Origin of the sequence: Streptosporangium canum (assembly GCF_900113865.1) — a bacterium.
Classification (GTDB): domain Bacteria; phylum Actinomycetota; class Actinomycetes; order Streptosporangiales; family Streptosporangiaceae; genus Streptosporangium; species Streptosporangium canum.
Genome location: NZ_FOQY01000019.1, coordinates 133,777 through 158,059, shown reverse-complemented (window position 1 = coordinate 158,059; position 24,283 = coordinate 133,777). Strand labels below are relative to the sequence as shown.

The following is a 24,283-nucleotide window of genomic DNA, read 5'->3' as shown; positions in this document are numbered from 1 at the left end:
GCACGTTCGGCACTGTCCGGCGTGACACGTCGGCGTCGACGATCGCCGCCTTTCCAGCCATGGACGCCTTTCCAGGATTTGAACATCCGGCGCGTCATGCGACGTGATCGGATCGTTCGGGTAAAGAGAGCGTGTCGCGATTTGCAGGTGCCGTATACGGTCTGTCAAGACTTCACCGGCTCGACATGACTCAGGGAGCCATCCGTGCTCGACGGAGCCACACCTCCATCACCGGCCGCCACGGTGATCGAACCCCCCGCCGCCGCCCACCGCCTCCAGCCGCTGCTGCACGATCTCGTCAGCGCCGTCATGGCGCCGACGACCGCGCTGAGCGGCGGCGACGGGCAGATCCGGGCATCCGGCGTCCAGGGCCTGTTCCACGCCGACTCCCGTGCGCTGTCACAGGCCAGGCTGGAGATCGACGGGCGGGAGCCCGAGGCCGTCGGCTACGCGCCGCGGGGGGCGGGCGGCGCCCGGTTCGTCGCGCTGGCACGATGGCTGGGAGACCCCTCCCCCGACCCCACCGTGCGGATCCACCGCGTCCGGCAGGTCGTGCCGGGTGGCATGAGTGAGCGCATCGAGATCGTCTCCACCGCCTCCAGACCGGTCACCGCTACCATCACCCTAGCTCTGAGCTGCGACTTCGCCCCGATAGAGGTGGTGAAGTCGGGGGGTGAGACCGCACCGGCCGCCGTCGCGGGCGGCGGGCCCGGCGAGCTGACGTGGGGTTCGGACGGCATCCGGGTCACGGTGACCGGCGTGGACGCGCACGCCGAGCCGGCGGAGTCCGGACGGGCGGGACGGCTGAGCTGGCCCGTCGCGCTGGCGCCCCGCGCCCGGACCACGCTCCGCTGGGACGTCGCGGTGCACGACCCGGAGGCCGTGGTGACCGCCCCCGCCCGCCCGGCCGAGTGGGTCGCCGAACGGGGCGGGCCCCGGGTCACCGCCACCGACCACCGGCTGGTCCGGCTCTTCGAGCAGTCCCTGGACGACCTGCGGTCGCTGCGGCTGGCCGAGACGGGCGCCCCCGCCGACGCCTTCCTCGGCGCCGGCGTGCCCTGGTTCCTCACGCTCTTCGGGCGCGACAGCATCTGGGCCGCCCGGATGCTGCTGCCGCTCGGCACCGAGCTGGCCATGGGCACCCTGCGGGTGCTGGCCCGGCGGCAGGGCACCCGGCTCGACCCCGGTTCCGGCGAGGCCCCCGGGAAGATCATGCATGAGCTGCGGCGGCACGAGTTCGCCCTGGAGGGCGACGGCCTGCGCCTGCCTGCCGCCTACTACGGCACGGTCGACGCCACCCCGCTCTGGATCAGCCTGCTGCACGACGCCTGGCGCTGGGGCGCGCCCGAGGCGGAGCTGGCCGCGCTCCTGCCCCATCTGGAGGCCGCCCTCGGCTGGCTCGCCGAGCACGCCGACCCCGACGGCGACGGCTTCGTGGAGTACGTCGACACCAGCGGCCGGGGACTGGCCAACCAGGGCTGGAAGGACTCCGGTGACGCGGTGCGCTTCCACGACGGCCGCCAGGCCCGGCCGCCGATCGCCCTGGTCGAGGTGCAGGGCTACGCCTACCAGGCGGCCAGGCAGGCCGCGGACCTGCTGGAGGCGTTCGGTCGCCCCGGAGCCGGGCGCTGGCGCGAGCACTCCGGGGCGCTGGCCGAGCGCTTCCGCGCCCATTTCTGGGTGGACGGCCCGCGGGGCAGGTTCCCCGCGCTGGCCCTGGACCGCGACAAGCGTCCGGTGGACGCGCTGACCAGCAACATCGGGCACCTTCTGGGCACCGGCCTGCTCACCGGCGCCGAGGAGGCCGAGGTCGCCGCCCTGCTGGTCTCACCGGCGATGGCCGGCGGCTTCGGGCTGCGCACGATGTCGGCGGACGAGGGCGGGTTCAGCCCGCTGTCCTACCACTGCGGGTCGATCTGGGCCCACGACACCGCGATCGTGGTCGCCGGCCTGGCGCGGGCCGGGTTCGGCGCGCAGGCGGCGCGACTCGCCGAAGGACTGCTCACCGCGGGTGAGACGTTCGGTTACCGGCTGCCGGAGCTGTTCGGCGGCGACGACCGCGAGACGCTCGGGCGTCCCGTGCCCTACCCCGCGGCCTGCCGCCCGCAGGCGTGGTCGGCCGCGGCCGCGGTGACGATCGTGCACGCCGCGCTGGGCCTCTACCCCGACGTGCCCGCCGGCCGGGTGCTGCTCCGCCCGCTCGCGGGCGCTCCGCTGGGCGCGCTCTCCGCGCGCGGGCTCCGGATCGGCGGCGCCGAGGTGAGCGCGGCGGTGGACCTGGACGGCTCGGTCAGCCTGACGGGCCTGCCCGCCGGGATCCTCCCGGAGACCGCCGCGGGCGGGTCCGTTCAGCAGGGCTGCTTGCCCAGGCAGGTGAATTTCGTGTAGTCGGGGTACACATGGGCGACCGGCGACAGCTTGCGCTGCGACCAGTCGGCCATGCCGGACGACCCGACGGTGACCTCGGTCTGGTAGGCCAGCGGCTGGGCGGTCCGCTCGGCCGCGCACCGGCCCTCAGGGGTGACCGTCACCCCGCGGGCGGGCACCTTCACGCGCCAGGGGCCGGGGTCGGGCAGGCACCCCTGGTTGCGCCCGTCACTCCACCAGGAGACCCGGACGGCCGCGTCGTACGGCTTCGGGGCGGGGTTGGTCAGTCTGACGCTGAACAGCACCTGTCCCGCGGTGACCCTGATGCACGAGCGGAACTGCAGGCCGGAGGGTCCGTCCTGCGGGTCGCTGCATCTGCTGTCCGGTCCGAGGGGGTTGCTCAGGATCACGTCGGCCTCACGCGGGAACGGCTCCGGCGTCTTTTCCCGCGCGGGGCCGACCTCCGGCTCCGGATCGGCTGTGGGGGTGCGGTCCGGCTGTGCCGGCCGGGAGACCTTCACCGCCGGCGTCGGAGACGGCGGGTGCCCGGTCGTCCGAGAGGCCGGCTCCGTGGCGGGGGCGGGGGGCCGGTGCTTCTTCGGCACGGGCGAGGAGGAGACCTCCTCGGGGGAGTCCTGCCGGGGAGAGGCGGAGGAGCCCGCGGTGACCGCCATGCTCAGGGGAGGGCGCGCCCGGTCCGTCCCGGGATCGGATCCCGCCCACCGCGAAAGGCCCAGCGCGATCCCGCCCGCCGCCAGCGCGAGCGCCGCCACGACGGAGACGGCCCGGCGGCGCCGCGCGGCTCCTCCCCGGCTCGCCGGCGGCATCGTGGCCCCGGAGGCGCCGGGCGGGCTCGCCGTACCGGACGGGCCGGCGGACGGGAGGGGGACGGCCGGGAGCGGGCCGGTCGCCCCGATCAGGGCGTGGAGCAGCTCGATCGCCGCGGGGCGCCGGGAGGGGTCCTTCGCCAGCGCGCGCGCCACGAGCGGGCCGAGCCGGCTGGGAAGCCCGCTGAGGTCGGGTTCGAGGGCCAGGACGCGATGCATGGCCGCGGCGGGTTCGGCCGCCTCGAACGCGGCCCGCCCGGTCGCGGCGTAGACGAGGACCGCGCCCCAGGCGAAGACGTCCGCCGCGGGGCCCGCCCGCTCGCCTTTGAAGATCTCCGGCGCCATGTACATCGGCGTGCCCAGCATCTGGCCGGAGCCGGTCATCGTCATGCCCACCGTACGGGCGACGCCGAAGTCGATGAGGCGCGGACCGTCGGGACCGAGGAGCACGTTGTCCGGTTTGAGATCGCGGTGCACGATCCCCGCGCCGTGGATCGCGGCCAGCGCGGTGGCGGTGTTCGTCGCCAGCCGGTGTACGGCGTCGGCGTCGAGCGGCCCCCGCTCGGCGACCGCCGCGCGCAGGCTGGGGCCGTCGACGTATTCGCTGACGATGTACGGCCTGGGTGCTTCCAGGTCGGCGTCCAGGATCCGGGCCGCGCAGAGCGGGCCGACCCGCTGGACCGCCGCGAGCTCGGCGGCGAAGCGCGCCTGGAGCTCGGGGTCCGCTGTGGCCATCGCGTGCAACACCTTGATCGCCACGGCCGTGCCGGCGGGATCCTCGCCGAGGTAGACCACGCCCTGCCCGCCGGCCCCCAGCCGACCGATCAGCCGGTATCGGTCGATTTGTCGGGGGTCAACGGATGTGAGGGGGTTTGGCGTCCGCATGGAGAAAGATCATAATCCCCCGCCGCCCGGCGCGCCGCTCTCCCGCGGGCCGCGCGGCGCCGGCGATCAGGCCGCCAGGTCCAGCGAGATGACCTGGGCCGCCGTACGGCGGAGCCGGCGGTTGAGCGACTCCGGGCGGGAGACCACCACGACCAGGACGCCCCGCCCGGACAGCCAGCCGGCGAAGTCGGCGAAGACGCCGTCGCCGGAGCCGATGACCACGCGCTCGAACCGGTCGGCGAGGTGGTCCAGGCGGATCACCTCGGCCAGCGCCCCGTCGGCCCCGTCGCGGCCGGAGCGGACCAGGAGCTGGATCCCGGCCAGGGCCAGGCCGACGGGGACCAGGGCGCCGTGGTTGACCGCGGCGACATACTGGTCCATGCCTCCGGTGGGGACGCGTTCACGGTAGCGGGCCATCATGGTCCGGACGTCTCCGGTGGCGGGGCGCGCGTTTCCTACGAGGTTCTCCACGTCCAGCAGGTGGACGGCGCGACCTTCCGATAGGTTCCGCATGAAATGTCCCTTTCGGCCCAGCATTACCTGGTCATGGTCTGCACTTTAATGCTGGAATTCGCTGGAATTCAAGGGAGACTGGTGGAACTCCTGTTACGCTCCGGGCCGTGAGTGAATCACTGGACGCGCTGGAACGGCGGATAGCCGAGCTCCGCGCCGAAGTGCGACGGGCGGTGAAGGCGAAGGAGAACTCGCTGGCCCGGTCGCTGCGCGGAGACCTCCGCCGGGCCGAACAGGCATGGGACGCGGCCATCACCGCCGAGGAGCCCCCGCCGCCGCCCCGCGAGCCCGAGACCTCGCTGCTGCCGATCAGGGAGCAGGTGCACCAGGCACTGGCGCTGCTGGGCGCGCCCACCGCGGCCAAGCTGATCGTGGCGGTGAACAACGCGTTCTTCTCCGGCGCGCTGCGCGGCTCCCAGCTGACCAGCCTGCGCAGGGACGAGGAGCGCTCCTTCCGCAGCGATCCCTACGCCCGCCCCTACTACCTGTGCGCCGCGCTGACCGACCGGCTCTCCCCCGCCCGCGGGCTGCTCGCCGACAGCACCTGGGCGCCCGAGCTGCGGGTGCTGGGGCCGCTGAGCCCGCGCGTCGACTTCCTCACCTCGACCACGCGCATCGCCGAACACCTCGCCCGGCTGGCCGAGCCGCCGGCGAGCGCGCTGCGGCTGCTGTCGCGGATGGCGCAGAACATCCCCGGCGCCGTCGAAGGCTTCGTCCAGGCCGATCCGGCGACCGCGATCCGCGCGGCCCGGGCCGAACTGGAGGTGCACCGGGCCGCCGACACCGCGCAGCGGGCCGAGGTGGCGGTGCGGGCGAGCAGGCAACTACCGGACGTGGAGCGCCTGTTCGGCGTCGCCGCGATGAGCACCTTGAGAGGGGCCTGTTAGTGAGCAGGCAGAGCACGGCGTGGGTGACCCGCCCACTGGAGAGGCCCGCCGTACGGGCCGGAGGCGGCACGCGCCGCCGGGGACGGCCGGCGGACCGGCGGGGCCCGGCACGCGACGGCCGCACCGGGGGTGGCCGGTGAACCGGCTGGACGAGCTGCGCGGGCCGGTGCCGTCCCGCCCGCACGACGCCCGCGCCATCGCGGCGCTGGCCGCCAACCCCGGCTGCGCCCGCCGGGCGCTGATGGACGCCGCCGGGGTGGACAAGGACCGTACGGCCCGGCACCTCGGCTTCCCGGCCCCCTTCGGCCAGTCGCAGTTCGCGATCACCCGTGGCAACGTGTTCGAGGCGCTGGTGAAGGAGAACGGCTGCGCCGAGCTGCTGCGGCTCCTGCGCGAGCTGCTCGGCCTGCCCGTCGCCCAGGTCGGCTACCAGGACGTGGAGAGCGTCGGCTCCCACCTGCGCCACTCCCACACCCGGACGCTGATCGACCGGGCGGCGCGCGAGAACGACGACGCGGCGGTCTTCTACGACCATCCGCTGTTCAGCCTGGAGATCGCCGGGCACACCTCCTACCTTGAGCCCGACGTGGTGGCCTTCCAGCTCGGGGGGCGCTTCCGCATCGTGGAGATCAAGTCGTTCGGCGTGATCGACGGCCAGGCCGAGCCCGAGAAGGTCGCCGCCGCGGCCAGGCAGGCCGCGGTCTACGTCCTGGCGCTGCGCACGCTCCTGGCCGACCTCGGGCACGACCCCGAGCGCGTCTCCCACGACGTGGTGCTCGTCTGCCCGGAGAACTTCGCCAACCGGCCGACCGCGACGCTGGTGGACGTGCGCAAGCAGCTCGCCGTGCTCAAGCGGCAGCTCGCCCGGATGACCCGGGTGGACCGCCTGCTCGAAGGGCTCCCCCAGGGGCTCACCTTCGACCTGGCCCCCGACCCGGACGGCGTGCCCACCCGGTCGGCGGAGGATCTGGCCGGCGCGCTGAGCCAGGTGCCCGCCCGCTACGCGCCCGACTGCCTGTCCACCTGCGACATGTGCATGTTCTGCCGTGACGAGGCCCGTGGCTGCGGCTCCACCGACCTGCTGGGCCGCCAGGTCCGCGACCAGCTCGGCGGCGTCTCCCTGATGACCGAGGCCCTCGGCCTGGCCGAGGGCACCGTCGAGCCCGCCGAGGGCCAGGAGGAGGTCGCCCGCCTGCTCCGCCTGGCGGACCGCCTGCGCGAGGAGTGCCTGAATTGAGCGCGCGGACCGACGGGCACCGCGGCGCGGCGCTCGCGGAGCCGGAGGAGACGACGTGAGCGAGCGAGCCACCGAATACGGCGGCGCGGAGTCGGCGGAGGAGGCGACGTGAGCGCTCTGACGGCCCTGGCGCAGTTGCGCGCCATCCGGGACGGGGCCGCGCAGCGGATCACCACGGTCCGGCACTGCCACCTCGCCCCCCGGCCGATGGTGTTCATCCCGCTCAGGCTGGCCGGTGAGACGGCCGCGCCGCTGGCCGCCATGGTGGGCACCGACCCGGACCACCCCCGGCTGCTGGTGGTCCCCCAGCCGCGCAACCGGGACCTGCGGTTCGCCTTCGCCGCCGGCCTGGCCGAGGTGCTCCTGCCGTACGTCGAGGGGTTCGGCAAGACCACCGAGACGGTCGAGAAGAAGGGCGGGGAGCCGTACGAGCGGTGCCTGGACGCGCCGCAGATCCTCGTCCCCAACCGGTCGGCGGCCGCCTTCGTGGCGCTGCTGGGCCGTTCCACCCGGTTCCGCCGGGCCGACGGGCCCTATCCGGTGCATCCGTCGGTGCCGCTGCTCGGCCGGTGGCTGACCTATTTCGCCGACCGGTCGCAGCAGCCGGGCTCCTCCCTGCTGCTGGTGGCGACCGAGGCGCTGAGCATGCACTGGGCGACCGGGCAGAGCGGGCTGGAGGACGCCAATCTCGCGGCGCAACTCGGGTGGATCGCCCCTCCCCCGGGGATGAGCGGCCGGCGGGCCGCCGAGGAGGCCGAGGACCCGCTGCTCTGGCCGCCGGCCGGCCCCACCACCGACCCCGGCTTCGACAACGAGGTGCTCGGTCCCGCCGTACGGGCCTACGAGGAGGCCCCGACCGACCGCGCAGTGGAGCGCGTCACCCAGGCGCTGCGGACCCAGCTCGAACCGACCTGGCGGCTGATGTGGCGGGCGGCCCGCCTGCTGCGCGAACTGCCCGAGGGCCGGCGGGTGAAGGACCGCTGGGAAACCGACCGCGGCTCGTTCACCAGGTTCGCCGAGCGGATCGCCGAGGGCGGCCCGCCGCAGGCGCGCAGGGACGGCGCGGTCGGCGCCGCCGCGCGGCTGGCCGGGCTGGAGCGGGCCCGGGCGAGCTACGACGTGCAGCGGGCCTACGACGATCCACTGGTCATGGCCGAGTACCGGCTGACCGGCGAGGCGTTCTCCGGGACGGTGACGGGCGCGGACCCGGAGCACACCGAGGGCGAGGGCCGCTCACGCAAACTCCGCCCGCTGATCACGGTCCGGACCGAGGACCCGGTACGGCTGACCGCCGGCACCACGGTCGGCAGCCCCGACCGGCGGGGCCACGCCGCCGAGATCGTCGAGATCGCGGACGGCGAGATCACTCTGAAGATCACCAAGGGGATGGGCCGCGGGAAGACGCCCGCCCCGGGCGCGGTGCCCGAGCCGGGCGAACGGGTCTCCTACACCTCGCTGACCGACGACTTCCAGTCCTCGGCGGCGCTCCCCGATCCCGAGCGGACGCCGTGGACCCACGGCGGTCCGCCGGAGGAGTACGTGCCCAGCGACGACGACGCGCAGGAGGAATGGTCGTGAGCGCTCAGACGCCCCAGCAGGAGGCGGCGGCCGTCGTCGGCGCGGTCCTGGCGGACCTGCCCCGCAACCGGGGCGTGGTGGTGGACTCCCCTCCCGGGGCGGGCAAGTCCACCCTGGTGGTCAAGGCCGCCGGGCACATCGCCGAGACCGGCGAGCCGCTGATGATCGTCGCGCAGACCAACGAGCAGGTCGACGACCTGGTGGAACGGCTCGCGACCGAGCACCCCGACCTGTCGATCGGCCGTCTGTCGGCCGGCGGCTACATCACGCCCGGCCGTATCCTCGCCCACTCCAACGTCTCGGTCGCGGGCAAGCTGCCCGACCTCGGCGACCCGGCGGTGGTGATCGCCACCGCCGACAAGTGGGCCTGGATCGGCGACCGGACCTGGCCCTGGGCGATCGTGGACGAGGCCTACCAGATGCGTTCGGACAAGCTGCTGCGCATCGCCTCACTGTTCGAGCGGTCGCTGTTCGTGGGCGACCCGGGCCAGCTCGACCCGTTCTCGATCGTGGACGGCGACCGCTGGGCGGGCCTGTCGTGGGATCCGGTGCAGAGCGCGGTCTCGGTGCTGCTGCGGCACAACCCCGACCTGCCGGTGCACCGGCTGCCCGTCTCCTGGCGGCTGCCCGCCTCGGCGGCGCCGGTGGTCTCCGAGGCGTTCTACCCGTTCACCGGCTTCCGGGCCGGGACGGCTCACGAGGACCGGTCGCTGGAGCTGACCGTCAACGGCATGCGCACCTCCTACGACCGCGCACTGGAGGAGGCGGCCTCGTCGGGCTGGGCGCTGTATGAGCTGCCGAGCCGCCACACGGTGCGCACGGACGCCGAAGCCGTGCAGGCGGTGGCGGTGCTGGCCGTACGGCTGCTGCAACGGGCACCGGTCGCGCACTCCGAACGCGGCAGCCACCGCGTCACGGCCGACCGGATCGCCATCGGCGCCGCGCACCGCGACCAGGTCGCCGCGATCCGCGCCGCCGGGGTGCCGGAGGAGATCACGGTGGACACCGCCAACCGCCTCCAGGGGCGGGAGTACGACGTGACGATCGTGCTCCACCCGCTGTCCGGCCGCCGCGACGCCACGGCCTTCCACCTGGAGTCGGGGCGGCTGTGCGTGCTCGCCTCCCGCCACCGGCACGCCTGCGTCGTGGTCGCCCGGGCGGGCATCCCCGAGCTGCTGGACGCCCATCCCTCGGCCGAGCCGGTCCAGCTCGGCGTGCCGGTGAAGTTCCCCGACGGGTGGGAGGCCAACCAGGCCGTACTGGCCCATCTCGCCAAGCACCGGGTGGTCTCCGCCCACTGAGGGCTCCCGCCGTATCCCCTGCCGGAGGTCAGGGAGATCAGTGGGTGTGCGGGGGCACGGCCGGGACATGCGGGTGCGCCCGGATCCAGGCGATGCGTTCGCGGCTCTCCTCGTCCATGGGGGTGTAGACCACCATCCGCGTCTCCGGCGGCGACGCCAGCGCCATGCTCGTGGAGATCGTGCGCACCTGCCCGACCGCGGAATGCTGGAAGATCTTCATACGGCTCCCCGGCCGGGCCACGTCGTGGGTGGCCCACATGGCCGCGAACTCCGGGCTGGCGGCCGACAGCCGCCGGACGAAGTCGGTCCAGGAGAGGTCCCGCAGGTGGCGTCCGAACCCCGCCCGGAGGGTGGCCACCATCTGCGGCAGCTCCTCCTGCCGGTTGACCACCGGGTTGCAGCACTCCTTCGTGACGAAGATCTGCCACAGCGCGTTGCGGGCGTCGGAAGGCCGCGACGTCATGCTCGCGAACAGCGCGTTGTAGGTGTCGTTCCAGGCCAGCAGGTCGTAGCGGCTGTTGTAGACGGAGGCGGGCAGCGGGCCGAGCTGGTCGAGGATGCGCTGGATCTCGGGGTCCAGGGCGGCGTGGGCGTCCGAGGCGGGCACCGCGGGCATGTCGGCGAGCCGGTAGAGGTGCTCGCGCTCGGCCTCGTCCAGCTTGAGCGTCCGGGAGATCGCGTCGAGCACCTGCGCGCTGACGTTGATCGGCCGTCCCTGCTCCAGCCAGGTGTACCAGGTGACGCCGACCCCGGCGAGCAGGGCGACCTCCTCGCGCCGCAGGCCGGGGGTGCGGCGGCGCAACCCCGGGGGCAGGCCCACCGCGGCGGGGGTGATGCGGTCGCGGCGGCTGCGCAGGAAGGACGCGAGCTCGACTCGGCGGGCACGCGCGTGGGTCGTCATGGTCACCCCTCCATGCTGGCCGACGGGTGAGGCGTCTGCCAGGTGCTGTCGGTACCAGGATCGGCAGGCACTCGTTACCGGTACCGGCCCGACGCCACAGTCGTCTCCATGACCGCGACATCCACTGTTGAAGCTCCGGCCCTGCGCCGCGTTCCCTGGTTGCTGACGGTGATCCTCACCGGGCAGTTCATGGCGATCCTGGACGTCTCCATCGTCAACGTCGCCTCTCCCGTGATCCGCGCCGACCTTGGCACGTCCGGCTCGGGACTCCAGATGATCATTTCCGGCTACACCATCGCCTATGCCATGTTGCTGATCACCGGTGCCCGGCTGGGCGGCCGGTACGGCGGTCGCCGCCTGTTCCTGTACGGCCTGGCGGGTTTCACCGCCGCCTCCCTGGCCTGCGGCCTGGCCGTCTCCGCAGGGCAGCTCGTCGCCTTCCGGCTGCTCCAGGGCGCGGGGGCCGCGCTGATGGTGCCTCAGGTGCTGAGCATGATCCAGGTGAATTTCGAGGGGGCCGCGCGGGCCCGCGCGCTCAGCCTCTACGCGACGGTGATCTCGGGGGCCGCCGTGGCCGGCCAGGTGCTGGGCGGGGTGCTGGTCTCCGCCGACCTGTACGGCACGGCGTGGCGGCCGGTGTTCCTGGTGAACGTGCCCATCGGGCTCGGGCTGCTCGTCCTGGGCGCGCGGCTGCTGCCGGCCGACGGCCCCGTGCGCCACCGCCCGCTGGACCTGCCCGGCCTGGTCACGCTCTCGCTGACGGTCAGTCTCCTGGTGGTGCCGCTGGTGCTGGGTCACGAGCAGAACTGGCCGCTGTGGGGCTGGGCCGCGATGGCCGCGAGCGTGGCGTTCGCGGGGGTCTTCGTGCTGACGGAGCGGCGGGCCGCCGCGCCTCTGGTGGCCGTGCGAATTCTGCGGGCCCCCGGGGTGGTCGTCTCCGCGCTGGCCGTCTTCGGGCTGATGGCGACCTACGGCGGATTCCTGTTCGCCCTCGCCCTGCACCTGCAGGGCCCCTTGGACGACAGCCCGCTGCGGGCGGGCCTGACGTTCGTTCCCGCCGCGGCCGCCTTCGCGGTGGTCAGCCTCAACTGGCGGCGGATCCCCGGCCGCCTGCACCGCCGTATGATCATCGTTTCCTTCGGCCTGGCCGCACTGGGATACCTGGGGCTGGCACTGGCGTTGAGCGGCGGCGGGCACGGCCTGCCGTTCCTCTGGGTGGCCCTGGCGGTGACCGGGGCCGGCCTGGGCGGGGCGTTCAGCCCGGTGCTCGCGGTCGCGCTCACCCATGTCGCGCCCGAGGACGCCTCCGACGCCAGCGGCCTGTTCGTCATGGTGACCCAGCTCGGCCAGGTCGTGGGCGTGGCCACGTTCGGCACGCTGTATCTGAGCGTGGGGTCGATCACGGGCGCCGCCGTGGCCCTGGCGGTCACGGCGCTGGCCACCGGGACGTGCGCGCTGCCGCTGCTGCGCCGGCGATGAGCTCTCCGGGCACGGCCCGCGCGGAGCCGTACCCGGCCCGCCCGGAGCGCGGCCGTACCGGAGGCTGAGCCGCACCGGGAGGACGGCCGTACCGGCCAAGCGCGGCCGCACCCGGTGCGCGGCCGGGCGGCCGCGGGCCCGGCCGTGTCCGGGAAGGTCAGACCGTCCGCCGCCACACGTCGATGGTCAGCACCTGGCGCATGCCCACCGACAGGTACAGGTCCAGGGCGGGTGTGCTGTTGTTGGCGTCCACGTGCAGGTAGGTGCCCACCCGGCCGCGCCGGGCGTCGTCCGCGAAGGCCCTGCGGAGCATGAACCGGCCCAGACCGCGCCCCCGGAAGGCCGGCAGCACGGCCAGCCGGCGCACGTATCCGCAGTTCTCGTCCCCGGCGAAGGCGTTGGTGCCCAGCAGCATCGCCGCCGGCTCGCCGTCGATCCGGGCGACCGCCAGCTGCGACCAGTCGCCGCTGGCCGAGGAGTCCAGCTCTCCGTACCACTCGTCGTAGTCCATGGGGACGGACCCGAAGTGCTCGGCGAAGCCGGCCTGCTGGACGGCGTGTCCCTGGCGGCGGACCTCCTCGGTGATCCCCCGGTGGAGCGTGAGGCCGGCCGGCGGAGCGGGTTCGGGCACCGAGGTCCCGTGGTCGACGAGGAGCCGGATGAAGCTGGTCGCGGCGCTGAACCCGCGGGCGGCGGCGATGGCGCGCTTGCCGCTGTCCTCCCGGTACAGGCCGATGTCCAGCACGGCCCTGTCGTGACCGAGCCCGGCGGCGATCCGCCCGGCTCGCTCGGTCACGGTGTCCCAGAGCGGGCCGGTGAGCCCGGGGGCGTCGGGGTGCACGACCACGTCGATGTCCACGTTGTCGCTGGTGCCCTTGCGGCAGGCCCAGGCCCAGGCGACCAGGCGGCCGGCCTCGTCGTGGACGAGCCAGCCGTCGGCCTCCCTGTCGAAGGAGGGGTCGTTCAGCTGGTCGGCGACGTCGTCGAGGGTCATGTCCGCCTTGCCGATCACCCGGGTGTCGCACAGGGAGATCAGCTCGTGGACGGCGTGGGCGTCTTCGGCCAGAGGCCGCCGGGTGACGTACCCGGCGGCGGTGGTTGTTTCCATGCGCACAGTCTGTCCGGCGCGACTTGGGACTCGCTGGGACGGGACTTGGCGTCAGTCGAGGACCGGGGCCGGCGCCGGGGTCGGGTTCTCGGCGTCGCCGCTCTGTTCGGGGCCCCCGCGCAGCGGGATCTCCTTGATGAAGGCGGCCAGCAGCGGCACCAGGACGGCGAACAGGATCGCCCACCAGAACACGCCGGAGATGGACGTGGCCAGCGACTCCAGGAAGCCGGTCCGCACGTTGGCGGGCAGCTCGTGCAGGGCGGCCGGGTTGAACTGGCCGCCGCTGGAGGCGAGCTTCTCACCCGCGGGCCCCAGCTTGCTCTCCAGGCTGGAGGCGAGCTGGTTGTTGAAGACCGCGCCGAACAGCGAGACGCCGAACGAGCCGCCGATGGAGCGGAAGAAGGTGGAGGTGCTGCTGGAGACACCCAGGTCCTTCTGCTCCACGCTGTTCTGCGCGATCAGCATGGTGGTCTGCATCAGGAAACCCATGCCGAGGCCGAGCACCGCGATGAACACGCCGGTCTGCCACGAGGGCGTGTTGACGTCCATCAGGGAGAGCAGCCACATGGCGACCGCCATGATCACGCCGCCGAGGACCGGGTAGACCTTGTACTTGCCGGTCTTGGTGATGGCCTGGCCGACGAAGAGCGAGATCACCATGGCCGAGCCCATCATCGGCAGCAGCAGCAGGCCCGAGTTGGTGGCGCTGGCGCCCTGGACCGTCTGCTGGAACAGCGGCAGGAAGTTGATGGCGCCGAACATCGCGAAGCCGAGCAGGAAGCCGACCAGCGAGATCAGCGTGAAGTTGCGGTTGCGGAACAGCTGGAGCGGCATGATCGGCTCGGCGGCCCGGCGCTCCACCGGGATGAACAGCCCCAGCGTGACGACCGCGAGCGCGGCCAGGCCGAGGATCTGCGGCGAGCCCCATCCGTAGTCGTTGCCGCCCCAGGTGGTGATGAGCACCAGCGCGGTGATGCCGATGGAGAGCAGGATCGCGCCGAGCCAGTCGATGCGGTGCTCGGTGCGGTACTTGGGCAGCTTCAGCTTGGCCGCCAGCAGCGCCAGCGCGACGAACCCGATGGGCAGGTTCACGTAGAAGGCCCAGCGCCAGTCGAGGTGGTCGGTGATGAACCCGCCGACGAGCGGACCGGCGATCATCGCCAGCGACATCACACCCGCCATGATGCCCTGGTACTGGCCGCGCTCGCGGGGCGGGACGAGGTCGCCGATGATCGCCATCGCGTTGACCAGCAGGCCGCCGGCGCCGAGGCCCTGGAGCGCCCGGAAGGCGATGAGCTGGGCCATGCCGTCGGTGGGACCGCCCAGCATCTCGGATCCGGCCATGCCGCAGAGCACGGAACCGATCATGAAGATGACGATGGACCCGAGGAAGATGTTCTTCCTGCCGTACAGGTCGCCGACCTTCCCCCAGATGGGGGTGGAGACGGTGGTGCCGAGCACGTAGGCCGTCACCACCCAGGACAGATGGGTCAGCCCGCCCAGCTCCCCGACGATGCGGGGCATCGCGGTACCGACGATCATGTTGTCGAGCATGGCCAGGACCATCGCGAGCATCAGGCCCGGCAGCACCACCATGACCTCACGCCGCCGCGCCGGTGCGGCTGCGGTCTCCTTCACTTCTGTCGCCCCCATCTGCTGTCGCCCCCATAAAAGATCTTGCTTACTTGCCGACCGGCTAGTGTCGGATACGCTGGGAATGTAGGACGATCACTTACCGGCCGTCAAGCCGATTTCGCTGCAAAGGGAGCCATGAGGGAAAACGCCGACACCCGGACACGGATTCAGGAGATCGCCCTGAAGCTCTTCGTCGAGCAGGGGTATGAGGCGACCTCGCTCCGGGAGATAGCGGAGGCCCTCGGCGTGACCAAGGCCGCACTTTACTATCACTTCAAGAGCAAGGACGAGATCGTCACCAGTCTCGTGGAGGACCGGGTGCGCTCGGTCGAGGAGCTGATCGCCTGGGCCAGAGCGCAGCCGCGCACCGACGAGACCCGCCGGGAGCTGGTCCGCCGCTACTCCGAGGACCTGCACCGGGGACAGCACCGCGAGATCATGCGCTTCTTCGAGCGCAACCAGACCGCGCTGAAGCACCACCCGGTGATGGCGAGCAATCGCGACCGGATGTTCGAGGTGCTCGGCTTCATCGTCGACCCGGAGGACCCGCCGACCGTCCGGCTGAGGAACTCGATGGCCATGTTCGCCCTGCACGCGGCCTGGTTCGCCTTCAAGGACGACAAGCTCTCCGAAGAGGAGAGCAGGGCCGTGGCCCTGGAGGTCGCGCTCGAACTCCTCCAGCGGTGAGCGTGCTCATCGACCCGCCGAACTGGCCGGGTCCCCGCGATCTGCTCTGGTCACATCTGGTCAGCGACAGCTCGACCGAGGAGCTGCACGCCTTCGCCGCCCGGCTGGGCGTGCCGCCCCGGGCGTTCGACCGCGACCACTACGACGTCCCCGAGACCGTCTACGACAGGGCGATCACGCTGGGGGCGGAGGCCGTGTCCTCGCGCGAGCTCCTCGCCCGGCTCATCGCCTCAGGTCTGCGCAGGCGCAAGATCCGTCCCCGCCCGGACGTCGCCGGTCTGGATTCCGGCCCCGAATCCCACCGGCCCGCATAGATGACGACATGCCGGGCATGACGCCTCCCTGAAGGGCATCGCCGCACGTCAAAGGGGAAATCATGCTCAACGACAAGACGATCGCGTTCCTCGTGGCCCCGGAGGGCGTCGAGCAGGTCGAGCTCACCGAGCCCTGGCAGGCCGTCAAGCAGGCGGGGGCCACGCCCAGGCTGATCTCCACCAAAGCGGGTGAGATCCAGGCGTTCAACCATCTCGACAAGGCCGACCGGTTCCCGGTGGACGAGACGATCGACGAGGTGCTGGCGGACGACTTCGAGGGGCTGGTGCTGCCCGGCGGCGTCGCCAACCCCGACCTCCTGCGGACCGTGCCCAGCGCCGTCCGGTTCGTCAAGGACTTCTTCGAGGCCGGCAAGCCCGTCGCGGCCATCTGCCACGCGCCCTGGACCCTGATCGAGGCCGGCGTCGTGCGCGGCCGGAAGGTCACCTCCTGGCCCAGCCTCAGGACCGACCTGCGCAACGCCGGGGCGGACTGGGAGGACCGGGAGGTCGTGATCTGCACCTCGGGCCCGAACACCCTCGTCACCAGCCGCAAGCCCGACGACCTCAAAGCCTTCTGCCAGGCCGCGGTGGACGCCTTCTCGGGCTGACACTCCGGTCCGCGCCCTCCGTCGTCACCTCATCGCGGCCCGTCGGTGAGGGCCGCCGGCTGCGCGGGAGCCTCCGGCGGCACTCCGGGGGGCGGCGGGCCGTCGCGCTCGGACGGGACGCGGTAGTCGCGCAGGGGGCGGTTGATCAAGCCGACGGCGACGACGGTGAGCGCGGCTGCCAGGCCGCCCGCGACGAGCGCCACGGGTGCGGACGTGAGGGAGGCGAGAAGTCCTCCGCGGAAGTTGCCGACCTCGGGGCCGGCGATGCCGATGACGTGCTCGACCGAGGAGACCCGCCCGCGGTAATGGTCGGGCGCCTCGAACTGGACCAGTGCGCCGCGGGTGACCACGGCGACGGTGTCGGCCGCACCGGCGATCGCGAGGCAGCAGAGGGCGAGCCAGAGGGGTCCGGCCAGGCCGAAGCCGGCGAGAGCCAGGCCCCAGACCGTGGCCGCGACGAGCTGGACGAGGCCGCTGCGGTGGAGCCGGGTGACGGTCCCGGAGAGCAGGCCCGCGCCGAGCCCGCCGACTGCGATCGCGGACAGGAAGAGCCCCAGGGTCCGGGGATTGCCCTCGAAACGGATCTCGTTGATCAGGGGGAAGAGCGCGATCGGCATGGCCAGGACGGTGGCGGCGAGGTCGGCGGCGAAGGAGCCCCACAGGGTGGGGCGCCGAAGGATGATCCGCCAGCCTCCCCGGGCCGGACCGCGACGTTGACGCGCGCCGGGCGCGGGCCGCCGGTCGTCGGCGGCGCGCGGGACGGCCATCGGAGGCAGCCGGACCACGGCGATCAGCGACGCGACGCCGGCGACGGCTTGGATCGCGTAGGCGGCGGGGTAGTGCCACTGCGCGAGCACGAGGCCGGCGAGGGCGGGACCGACGAGCATGGAGGCCTGGAAGGCGACGTTCTGCAGGGCGAGCCCGGCGGCGACCTGGTCGGCGGGGAGCAACCGGACGGGGAAGGTGCGCCGGGCCGGGGCGCCGAGCGCCGCGCAGCCGGACTGCGCGGCGACCAGGAGGAGCAGCAGCAGGACCGACCGGTTTCCCGCGGCGGCCTGCACCACGAGGCCCACGGCTGTCAGCACCTGACCCGCGGTGGTGGCACGGACGAGGGTCCTGCGGTCGACGGCGTCGGCCAGCGATCCGCCGACCAGCCCGAGGACGAGCAGCGGCACGGCTGTGGCAAGGCCGATGGCCCCGGTCCAGAGGGGGCTGTGAGTGAGCTCCCAGACCTGCAGGAGGACGGCCACGCCGGCGATCTGCTGACCGATCGAGGCGAGGGAGGACCCGATCCACAGGTCGCGGAACGGCCGGCTGGTGCGGAGGGGGCGGACATCGATCAGCCGGTCGCGCCAGGTCATGGGCGCGGCTCCGCCGGCGCGGAAGGGGCCGCGGGTGCGGAAAGGGCCACGGGTGCCGGACCGGCAGGAGGCTCGCCGGGGTGGATCAGGGGGCGGCCTCGCTCGATGTGCACGGGTTCGATCCGGGCGTCCATGGCTGTCGGCGGGACATGAAGCGCCGGCTGCCCGGACGGCGCGGGGGGATCCAAAGATGTCACGGCGCTAATATAACAGTACTTATATAAAAGCACTCACATAAAACGATCGAGCGAGCCCCGGGGTCCACGGAACATCGGAACCGGAGCGCGGACTGCACGTTTGTCCTGTTCAGCATGGGTCTGACATATTCACCCGGTCGGCTGCGGCCGGCACCCGACCTTCGAGCGTCTTCACGGACCCCGAATGATCAGGGGACGGCCGCCTCCCCGCGCCCCGGCTACCGAAGATCGCAGAGCGTCACCGGAGTGCCCGGCGCGCCGCTCGCGCGGACCGGCGCGCAGACGCGCTCCCTCCATTCGATTAGGACGACCGAGGCGGGGCAAGGCTCTAGAGGTCATCTGTGAAGGAGGAGCTGTGGAGGCTACGATTTCGTTGCGTCTGCCGCGCGACGCCGCGAGTGTTCCCGTCATCCGGCAACTGCTGGACGCATCGCTCTGCACCCTGGGGGTGGAGTCACAGATCCGCGAGGACATCCAGCTCATGCTCTCGGAGGCGTGCTCCAACGTGATCCAGCACGCCACTCCCAGCGACGACTACATGGTGAGCACCGAGCTCTACCACGACCGTTGTGTGATCAAGGTGGTGGACGCCGGGGACGGTTTCGACTTCTCCGGGCCGCGCTCGTCTCCCCCGTCGACTTCCGAGCACGGCCGCGGCCTGCTCATCATGAGGGCGCTGGCCGATGACATCCGTTTCGTCAACCGGCACGAGCGGGGCTCTATCGTCTGCCTGGAGAAGAGGCTGCGCTTCGTCAAGGACGCCCCGGGGCTGTCACTCCTGCTCAGCGAGGAGCTTGAGTTCGGAGAGGGCGTCCCGGAGGTAGTCGGTGACGACCCACACATCCGGGACCATCTCCCGGCAGGCGATCACGCCCACGTCAAGTGAGCCGTCGTAGGAGAAGGCCGTGATGTTGAGACCGCCGCTGACATCGGTGATCACCGAGACGGGGTGATAGGAGAGCAGCCGGACCCCGCTCACGTAGAGCGGGAGCTGCGGGCCGGGGACGTTGGAGATCACCACGTTGATCGGGCCGGCGGTCCCGGCGAACAGGTTGAAGGCGGCACGGGCGGCCAGGCCGGTCAGGGCCGAGGGCATCATGTCGCTGACCTCCTGGATCCAGCGGGCCGGGGCCGGCGACGCACGGTCCTTGATCAGGGCCATCGCGTCGTGTACGGCCCGCAGCCGCTCCAGCGGGTCGGCGACCTGGGTGGCCAGTGGGGTGATCATGATGGTGACCTGGTTGCCCTCGCTCGCGTCGCCGGGGGCGCGCAGGGAGAACGGCACGCCCGCGACGAGCGGCTGGTCCGCAAGCGCGTCGTGCTTGAGCAGCCACTGCCGCAGCGCTCCCGCGCACACGGTCATCACCACGTCGTTCACCGTGACGCCGAAGGCGTTCTTGACCTGCTTGACCTCCTCCAGCGGCAGGGCGGTGAAGGCGAAGCGGCGATGGCCGCTGATCCGGCCGCTGAAGGGCGTGCGCGGAGGTGTCATGCGGGGCAGGGCGGGCACCGTGGCCTCGCCGGACAGGCGGTGGGCCAGATCCCGGGTGACCCGCGAGACCGGCCCGGCTCCGGGAAGCTGTGAGAGCACGGGGATCTCGTCCAGGTGGGGAACGGCGTTGGCCAGGAACCTCACCGTGTGCGCCGGGTTGAGGACGACGTTGGCGACGCCTCTGGCCATCATCTCCCACGTGTCGATCCGTTCCTCCGGCTCCGCCTCGGGCGCCATCGCGATCTCGGCGGGCTCGGGAGAGGTGTCCAGCAGGGCGGCGAGAACGCCGGCGCCGGTGACGCCGTCGACCGCGGCGTGGTGGACCTTCATGTAGAGGGCCGTCCTGCCGCCGGACAGGCCGTGGATCAGATACATCTCCCAGAGCGGGCGGCGGCGGTCCAGGCGACGGGCGTGCAGCCGTGCCACCTGCTCGCCGAGCTGCTCGTCGGTCCCCGGCGCGGGCAGCGCGATCTCCCGCACGTGGTAGTCGAGATCGATCCTGCCCTCCTCGGTCCAGTACGGATGGTCCAGGCCGAACGGCACGAGGACGAGCCGCCGCCGGAAGGGCGGGGCCAGGTGGAGCCGTCTGGCCAGCAGGGAGAGCAGGTCGCCTCGGGTCAGCCCGCCGGACAGGATCGCCAGTCCGGCGATGTTGGCGACGTTCGTCGAAGTCTCGAAGTTCAGAAACTGCGTGTCCACCGCGCTGAGCTGCCGCATCCTCTACCTCCTGCTGGGGGTCCTGGCACCATCCTGCTCCCGCGGGGTCGTCAGGGCCAACGCGGCCAGCGCGAGGAGGACGACCACGGAGGCGACGAGCATCGCCAGCCAGACGAGCGCGAGAACGACCATGACGGTGACGACCTCGCTGATCAACTGCAGCACCGGAGAGCTGTGCCCGGATTTATCCGCCTCTACACCGCATTCCAGCGGGCGAGCTTCAGCGCGAGATGGAGTTCTAACCGTTGGGTTCCATCCTTCAGGCTCCGCCCGGTCAGCTCCTCGATCCTGGCCAGACGGTAGTAGAGGCTGGTGCGGTGCAGGTGGAGCAGGCGGGCCGTCTCCTGGGCGTCCCCTCCGTGGTCCAGGTAGGTCTCCAGCGTGACGGCGAGCGCCGGATGCTCGCGCAGCGAGCCGAGCGAGTAGGCCGTGGGGTCGGCGAGCAGCCGGTAGACGCCGAGTTCCGCCCAGCGGGCGGCCGGTCCGAGCGCCGGCTCGGCCGCGGCGGCCCTGGCCGCGGCGACCGCCTCGCCGTACGCCTGCCGGAGCGATCCGAGTCCGGGATGGACCGCGCTGATCCCCACGAGGCCGCCGGCTCTGGCGGCCAGCGACTCCCCCAGCGCGGACGCGTCCTCACCGCCGTTGAGCAGCAGCACGACATGCCTGTCGACGACCGCGAAGGCGGGGGGACGGCGCATCCGGGAGAGTTCGTCGCCGACCACTCCGGCCAGTCCCCCCGGCTCCCCGGGTGCGACGTCACCATGTGAGCCGTCACCCGGCACGGCGGCGTCCCCCGCGCCGTCATCCCGTACGGCGTCGCCGCGGGGGCCGTCGCCCCGCGCGAGGTCGCCCCGCACGGCGTCACCGCGGGGGCCGTCGCCCCGCGCGAGGTCGCCCCGCACGGCGTCACCGCGGCCGGCCGGGGCGCGCACGGCCAGGACCCGTAGCGGCCCCTCGCCGAGGATCCCGGCCGCCCGCCGTACGGTGATCTCCCCGTTGAGCAGGCGGCGCAGGGTGTGGGAGCTGCCGCCGCCGTCGAGCAGGGCGGCGATGGCGGCGGCGTCGCGCACGGCCCTGGCCTCCTCCTCGGAGCTCAGCGGGCCGCCGCCCTCGATGATCCAGAGGGAGCCGACACGCCTGCCCCGGTGGAGCAGCGGCACGCAGAGCCTGGCCGCCATGCCCAGCGCCGGGTTGGCCGGGATCCTGACCGGCTCGCGCGTCGTGGCCACCCCGTGGGCCTCCTGCCAGATCTCGACCTCGGCGGGGACGGATCTGGACAGGATCGCCTGGGCCCGGACCTGATCGACCTCGCCGTGGTGGACGCTGTGCGCGACGACCCTGCCCTCGGGGTCGTCCACGGCCATGCCCCGCCCGACGGCCATGGCCAGGGAATCAAGAAGGTCCTGGACATCATGCGTGATCACCCATAAATCCTACAGATGTAGGAATGATCTCCACTGGCGGGACGATGACGACTTTCCATCCCGAGCCGTACCGTCGCATCATCCCCCCCTTTCCGGAAGGAACCGCCGTGGAAGAGCGCAGCCGAGTCGCCCCCTGGGCCTCGTCCCGGGCACAGCGACGCCTGGTGGAGCTGGAGTCGGAGCTGGGCGGGCTGGACCTTCACGAGGTCACCCGCCTGGTCGACGCGGTGCTCGCCGAGCACCGGGGCCGTCTCGACGAGGATGGGATCGTCCTGTACGCGGGCACCAACACGATGAGCGAGCGGGCCCGCGCCGCCCACGAGCTCTCCCTGGGCAGCCGTCCCTCCATGGGCTGGCCGGGAGAGAAGTTCCAGACCGGGCTGGACGAGCTGGACGTGCTGGAGGTGCTCGCCCCGCTCCAGGTCGCGGCACTGATGGGCGGCGAGTTCGCCGAGGTCAGACTGCAGAGCGCGACGATGGCCAACCTCGCCTGCTACACCGCGTTCGCCCGGCCGGGCGACACGATCGCGGTGCTGCCGGAGGCCGCCGGCGGCCACGCCAGCCACCACGCCCAGGGCGCGGCCGGGGTCCGGGGCCTGCGGGTGGTCGACCTGCCCTACGACGCCGGCCGGTTCGACATCGACTACGACGCGCTGCCGGCGTTCCTGCGGGAGCAGCGGCCGGCGCTGGTGGTGGTCGGCGCGAGCCTGATGCTCTTCCCGCACGACGTCGCGCGGGTCCGGGCGGCGTGCGACGAGGTGGGCGCGGTCCTGGTCTACGACGCCTCGCACATGGCCGGTCTGATCGCGGGCGGCCGGTTCCAGCGGCCGCTGGACGAGGGGGCGCACCTGGTGACCATGTCGACCTACAAATCCTTCGGCGGCCCGCCCGGCGCGGCCGTCGTGAGCCGCGACGAGGACCTCGCGCACCGGGTGTCCACGGCCGCCTACCCCGGCCTGACCGCGAACTACGACGCCTCCCGGCTGGCCCCGCTGGCCGTCGCCGCCGCCGAGCACGCCGCGGCCGGTCCCGCCTACGCCGACCGCTGCATCGCCAACGCCAGGGCGCTGGCCGCGGCGCTGGAGGGCGAGGGCTTCACCGTCGCGGCCTCCCACCTGGGCTGGACCGTCTCCCACCATGTGGCGGTGGACGCCGCCGCGTTCGGCGGCGGGGACGGCGCGGCCCGGCTGCTGGCCGAGGGCGGCGTCTACCTCAGCGGCATCGGCCTGCCCGACCAGGCCCCAGGCGAGCCCATGCGGGGCCTGCGGATCGGCACCCAGGAGGTGACCCGCCGCGGCCTCGGCCCGGAGACCATGCGCGAGGTGGCGACGCTGATGCGCCGCCTGCTGATCGACGGCCAGGACCCCGTGAAGGTCCTCCAGGACGCGGTCGCCCTGCGCCGCTCCGCCACCCCATGATCACGGACCGGCCCGCTCGACCCCCTGGGGCGCGCCCCCTGGCGGGCCGGTCCGTATGACTTCCCAGGCCGGCCCTCCGCTCCCGAACGTACCCCCACCCGCCAGGTGATGGAAGCTCCGTCCGGGGCTCATCGTGTGTTCCCGAGCGCCGGGCCGAGAGGTCGGGGTTCCTAGGGTTGGGGTGTCCTCTTCTGTGATCTCACCAGGGCGGTGAAGGCCTCAATGGCGTCGATGACCGCCTCGAAGCGGACCGAGTGGTACAGGTCGAAGGCGTGGTTGCCGCCGCGCAGTTCGGCGTAGACGACGGGGGCGGCCGAGGTCGCGCGCAGCCGGTCGGCGAATTCCCTGGCCTCGGCCACGGGCACCAGCGGGTCCAGATCGCCGTGTGCCACGAGGAACGGCGGCGCGTCCGGTGTGATGTGGGACAGCGGCGAGGACTCGGGGCCCTGGCCGAAATAGGTGCCGTACCAGCCGTTCAGGTAGATGGCGCCGGTCACGGAGGTGTCGGCGTCCTCGAAGCCCGGCTGGAAGGCGGGGTCGTTGGGGGTGAGCGCGGCCAGCGCCGCCATGTGCCCGCCCGCCGAGCTGCCCGCGACGAACAGCGTCGACGGGTCGGCGCCGTACTCGTGGGCGTGCTCGCGCACCCAGGCGATGATCTTCTTGAGGTCGATCAGGTGATCCGGGTGCTGGGCCTGCGGCCGGAGTCGGTAGTTGGCGCTGACGCACACCCAGCCCTGGCCGGCGAGGTGGTAGAGCAGGGGAAGCGACTGGCTGTTCTTGTGGCCGCCCGAATAGGTGCCGCCGTGCAGGTGGATCATGACCGGCGCGCCCTGCGGACGGGAGCGGTGGTGGTAGACGTCGAGCAGGTTGCGCCGGCCCGCTTCGCCGTACGAGAGATCGGCCACGCGCCGGACGTCCGGGCGGCGCTTGAGGATGGGCAGGAACAGGATGCGGGCCCACGGCGGACGGCGGCGCAGTCCGGCGCTGAGATCGGTGTCGATGGCGGCGCGCCACCCCGCGCCCAGGCCCGCGTCCATCGCGCGCTCGATCCTGGCCCGCTCGCCCAGGCCGCGGGAGGCGATGACCGCGAGCCCGATCGTGGACACGGCGGCCAGGGCGACGATCGCCCAGCCGCCCGCCGAGTGGATGTCCCCCTCGGCGAACGCCAGCGCCGTCGGGGCCAGCAGCAGCCAGAAGAAGGCCGCGAACGGCAGTTCGTTGGCGGCCAGCCCGAAGAAGTAGCTCACCCGGCCGAGCGGGGTCCACCCCGGCACCGGCCGCAGCGCGAACAGCGTCCCGATCGCGACGAGCGCCACAGGGATCAGATAACCGACGGGCACCGAACCT

At 72.7% G+C, this 24,283-nt stretch carries 21 protein-coding genes; 11 read left to right on the top strand and 10 right to left on the bottom strand.

Going from position 1 to position 24,283, the window contains the following annotated elements:
* Positions 1-204: 204 nt before the first annotated feature.
* Complete coding sequence (locus BM085_RS26035) at positions 205-2,388, top strand: amylo-alpha-1,6-glucosidase (RefSeq protein ID WP_093889527.1); 2,184 nt, start codon at positions 205-207, stop codon at positions 2,386-2,388.
* Here BM085_RS26035 and BM085_RS26030 read toward each other — a convergent pair.
* The gene (locus tag BM085_RS26030) at positions 2,349-4,079 is read right to left on the bottom strand and encodes a serine/threonine protein kinase (protein WP_093889526.1); all 1,731 of its coding nucleotides are present in this window, start codon (positions 4,077-4,079) and stop codon (positions 2,349-2,351) included. The genes BM085_RS26035 and BM085_RS26030 overlap by 40 nt on opposite strands.
* A 66-nt stretch (positions 4,080-4,145) precedes the next feature.
* Positions 4,146-4,592 carry a PIN domain-containing protein gene (locus BM085_RS26025; RefSeq protein ID WP_051865589.1) on the bottom strand — a complete coding sequence of 149 codons (447 nt, stop codon included), beginning with the start codon at positions 4,590-4,592 and terminating at the stop codon, positions 4,146-4,148.
* 107 nt (positions 4,593-4,699) lie between these two features.
* Between BM085_RS26025 and BM085_RS26020 the strand changes: the two genes are divergently transcribed.
* From BM085_RS26020 to BM085_RS26005, 4 genes are all read left to right on the top strand, one after another.
* The gene (locus tag BM085_RS26020; protein WP_093889524.1) at positions 4,700-5,479 is read left to right on the top strand and encodes a hypothetical protein; all 780 of its coding nucleotides are present in this window, start codon (positions 4,700-4,702) and stop codon (positions 5,477-5,479) included.
* Positions 5,480-5,615: 136 nt separating this feature from the next.
* Positions 5,616-6,716 carry a hypothetical protein gene (locus BM085_RS26015; RefSeq protein ID WP_093889523.1) on the top strand — a complete coding sequence of 367 codons (1,101 nt, stop codon included), beginning with the start codon at positions 5,616-5,618 and terminating at the stop codon, positions 6,714-6,716.
* Positions 6,717-6,824: 108 nt separating this feature from the next.
* The gene (locus BM085_RS26010) at positions 6,825-8,294 is read left to right on the top strand and encodes a hypothetical protein (protein WP_093889522.1); all 1,470 of its coding nucleotides are present in this window, start codon (positions 6,825-6,827) and stop codon (positions 8,292-8,294) included.
* Positions 8,285-9,595, top strand: a complete 1,311-nt coding sequence (locus BM085_RS26005) for an AAA family ATPase (RefSeq protein WP_093889521.1) — start codon at positions 8,285-8,287, stop codon at positions 9,593-9,595. The genes BM085_RS26010 and BM085_RS26005 overlap by 10 nt, the downstream gene beginning before the upstream one ends.
* Positions 9,596-9,632: 37 nt before the next feature.
* Here the strand turns inward: BM085_RS26005 and BM085_RS26000 are convergent, their stop codons facing one another.
* Positions 9,633-10,496, bottom strand: coding sequence for a helix-turn-helix transcriptional regulator (locus tag BM085_RS26000; protein ID WP_093889520.1), 864 nt, complete (start codon positions 10,494-10,496; stop codon positions 9,633-9,635).
* 108 nt (positions 10,497-10,604) lie between these two features.
* Here BM085_RS26000 and BM085_RS25995 point away from each other — a divergent pair, with 108 nt between their 5' ends.
* Positions 10,605-11,975: an MFS transporter gene (locus BM085_RS25995; protein ID WP_245789701.1), complete on the top strand. Its 1,371-nt coding sequence runs from the start codon at positions 10,605-10,607 to the stop codon at positions 11,973-11,975.
* 157 nt (positions 11,976-12,132) lie between these two features.
* On the opposite strand, the gene BM085_RS25990 is transcribed toward BM085_RS25995, so the two are convergent.
* Together BM085_RS25990 and BM085_RS25985 are read right to left on the bottom strand one after the other, a co-directional pair.
* Positions 12,133-13,083 carry a GNAT family N-acetyltransferase gene (locus BM085_RS25990; RefSeq protein WP_093889518.1) on the bottom strand — a complete coding sequence of 317 codons (951 nt, stop codon included), beginning with the start codon at positions 13,081-13,083 and terminating at the stop codon, positions 12,133-12,135.
* 51 nt (positions 13,084-13,134) lie between these two features.
* Entirely contained in the window at positions 13,135-14,721 is a 1,587-nt protein-coding gene (locus BM085_RS25985; protein ID WP_218158829.1) for an MDR family MFS transporter, read from the bottom strand.
* 132 nt (positions 14,722-14,853) lie between these two features.
* Between BM085_RS25985 and BM085_RS25980 the strand changes: the two genes are divergently transcribed.
* The 3 genes from BM085_RS25980 (at position 14,854) to BM085_RS25970 (ending at position 16,327) form a co-directional block, all read left to right on the top strand.
* Complete coding sequence (locus tag BM085_RS25980) at positions 14,854-15,405, top strand: TetR/AcrR family transcriptional regulator (protein WP_093889516.1); 552 nt, start codon at positions 14,854-14,856, stop codon at positions 15,403-15,405.
* Entirely contained in the window at positions 15,402-15,719 is a 318-nt protein-coding gene (locus BM085_RS25975) for a DUF4031 domain-containing protein (RefSeq protein ID WP_093889515.1), read from the top strand. Before BM085_RS25980 ends, BM085_RS25975 begins: the two co-directional genes overlap by 4 nt.
* A gap of 62 nt (positions 15,720-15,781) precedes the next feature.
* On the top strand, positions 15,782-16,327 hold the full coding sequence (locus BM085_RS25970; RefSeq protein WP_093889514.1) for a type 1 glutamine amidotransferase domain-containing protein: 546 nt from the start codon (positions 15,782-15,784) through the stop codon (positions 16,325-16,327).
* 29 nt (positions 16,328-16,356) lie between these two features.
* Here the strand turns inward: BM085_RS25970 and BM085_RS25965 are convergent, their stop codons facing one another.
* Positions 16,357-17,688: an MFS transporter gene (locus BM085_RS25965; protein ID WP_093889513.1), complete on the bottom strand. Its 1,332-nt coding sequence runs from the start codon at positions 17,686-17,688 to the stop codon at positions 16,357-16,359.
* A 552-nt stretch (positions 17,689-18,240) separates the two neighbouring features.
* On the opposite strand from BM085_RS25965, the gene BM085_RS25960 reads away from it, so the two are divergent.
* The gene (locus BM085_RS25960) at positions 18,241-18,771 is read left to right on the top strand and encodes an ATP-binding protein (RefSeq protein WP_093889512.1); all 531 of its coding nucleotides are present in this window, start codon (positions 18,241-18,243) and stop codon (positions 18,769-18,771) included.
* On the opposite strand, the gene BM085_RS25955 is transcribed toward BM085_RS25960, so the two are convergent.
* Genes BM085_RS25955 through BM085_RS25950 form a run of 3 tightly spaced genes read right to left on the bottom strand, consistent with a single transcriptional unit; the run spans position 18,658 to position 21,518 of the window.
* Entirely contained in the window at positions 18,658-20,094 is a 1,437-nt protein-coding gene (locus BM085_RS25955) for a WS/DGAT/MGAT family O-acyltransferase (protein ID WP_093889511.1), read from the bottom strand. The genes BM085_RS25960 and BM085_RS25955 overlap by 114 nt on opposite strands.
* Before the next feature lie 3 nt (positions 20,095-20,097).
* Positions 20,098-20,259, bottom strand: coding sequence for a hypothetical protein (locus tag BM085_RS44630; RefSeq protein ID WP_177245267.1), 162 nt, complete (start codon positions 20,257-20,259; stop codon positions 20,098-20,100).
* 29 nt (positions 20,260-20,288) lie between these two features.
* Entirely contained in the window at positions 20,289-21,518 is a 1,230-nt protein-coding gene (locus tag BM085_RS25950; protein ID WP_143121073.1) for a helix-turn-helix domain-containing protein, read from the bottom strand.
* A 107-nt stretch (positions 21,519-21,625) separates the two neighbouring features.
* On the opposite strand from BM085_RS25950, the gene BM085_RS25945 reads away from it, so the two are divergent.
* A complete protein-coding gene (locus BM085_RS25945) occupies positions 21,626-22,936 on the top strand; it encodes a serine hydroxymethyltransferase (protein ID WP_245789700.1) in 1,311 nt (436 codons plus the stop codon).
* Between the two features lie 170 nt (positions 22,937-23,106).
* On the opposite strand, the gene BM085_RS25940 is transcribed toward BM085_RS25945, so the two are convergent.
* Positions 23,107-24,276, bottom strand: a complete 1,170-nt coding sequence (locus tag BM085_RS25940) for an alpha/beta hydrolase (protein WP_093889509.1) — start codon at positions 24,274-24,276, stop codon at positions 23,107-23,109.
* Positions 24,277-24,283: the final 7 nt, after the last annotated feature.

Coding starts and splice junctions, on each gene's coding strand:
- BM085_RS26005 (WP_093889521.1), top strand. CDS start 8,285: ATGGTCGTGAGCGCTCAGACGCCCCAGCAGGAGGCGGCGGCCGTCGTC.
- BM085_RS25955 (WP_093889511.1), bottom strand. CDS start 20,094: ATGCGGCAGCTCAGCGCGGTGGACACGCAGTTTCTGAACTTCGAGACT.
- BM085_RS25995 (WP_245789701.1), top strand. CDS start 10,605: ATGACCGCGACATCCACTGTTGAAGCTCCGGCCCTGCGCCGCGTTCCC.
- BM085_RS25965 (WP_093889513.1), bottom strand. CDS start 17,688: ATGACCTGGCGCGACCGGCTGATCGATGTCCGCCCCCTCCGCACCAGC.
- BM085_RS25970 (WP_093889514.1), top strand. CDS start 15,782: ATGCTCAACGACAAGACGATCGCGTTCCTCGTGGCCCCGGAGGGCGTC.
- BM085_RS25990 (WP_093889518.1), bottom strand. CDS start 13,083: ATGGAAACAACCACCGCCGCCGGGTACGTCACCCGGCGGCCTCTGGCC.
- BM085_RS26000 (WP_093889520.1), bottom strand. CDS start 10,496: ATGACGACCCACGCGCGTGCCCGCCGAGTCGAGCTCGCGTCCTTCCTG.
- BM085_RS26025 (WP_051865589.1), bottom strand. CDS start 4,592: ATGCGGAACCTATCGGAAGGTCGCGCCGTCCACCTGCTGGACGTGGAG.
- BM085_RS26030 (WP_093889526.1), bottom strand. CDS start 4,079: ATGCGGACGCCAAACCCCCTCACATCCGTTGACCCCCGACAAATCGAC.
- BM085_RS25980 (WP_093889516.1), top strand. CDS start 14,854: ATGAGGGAAAACGCCGACACCCGGACACGGATTCAGGAGATCGCCCTG.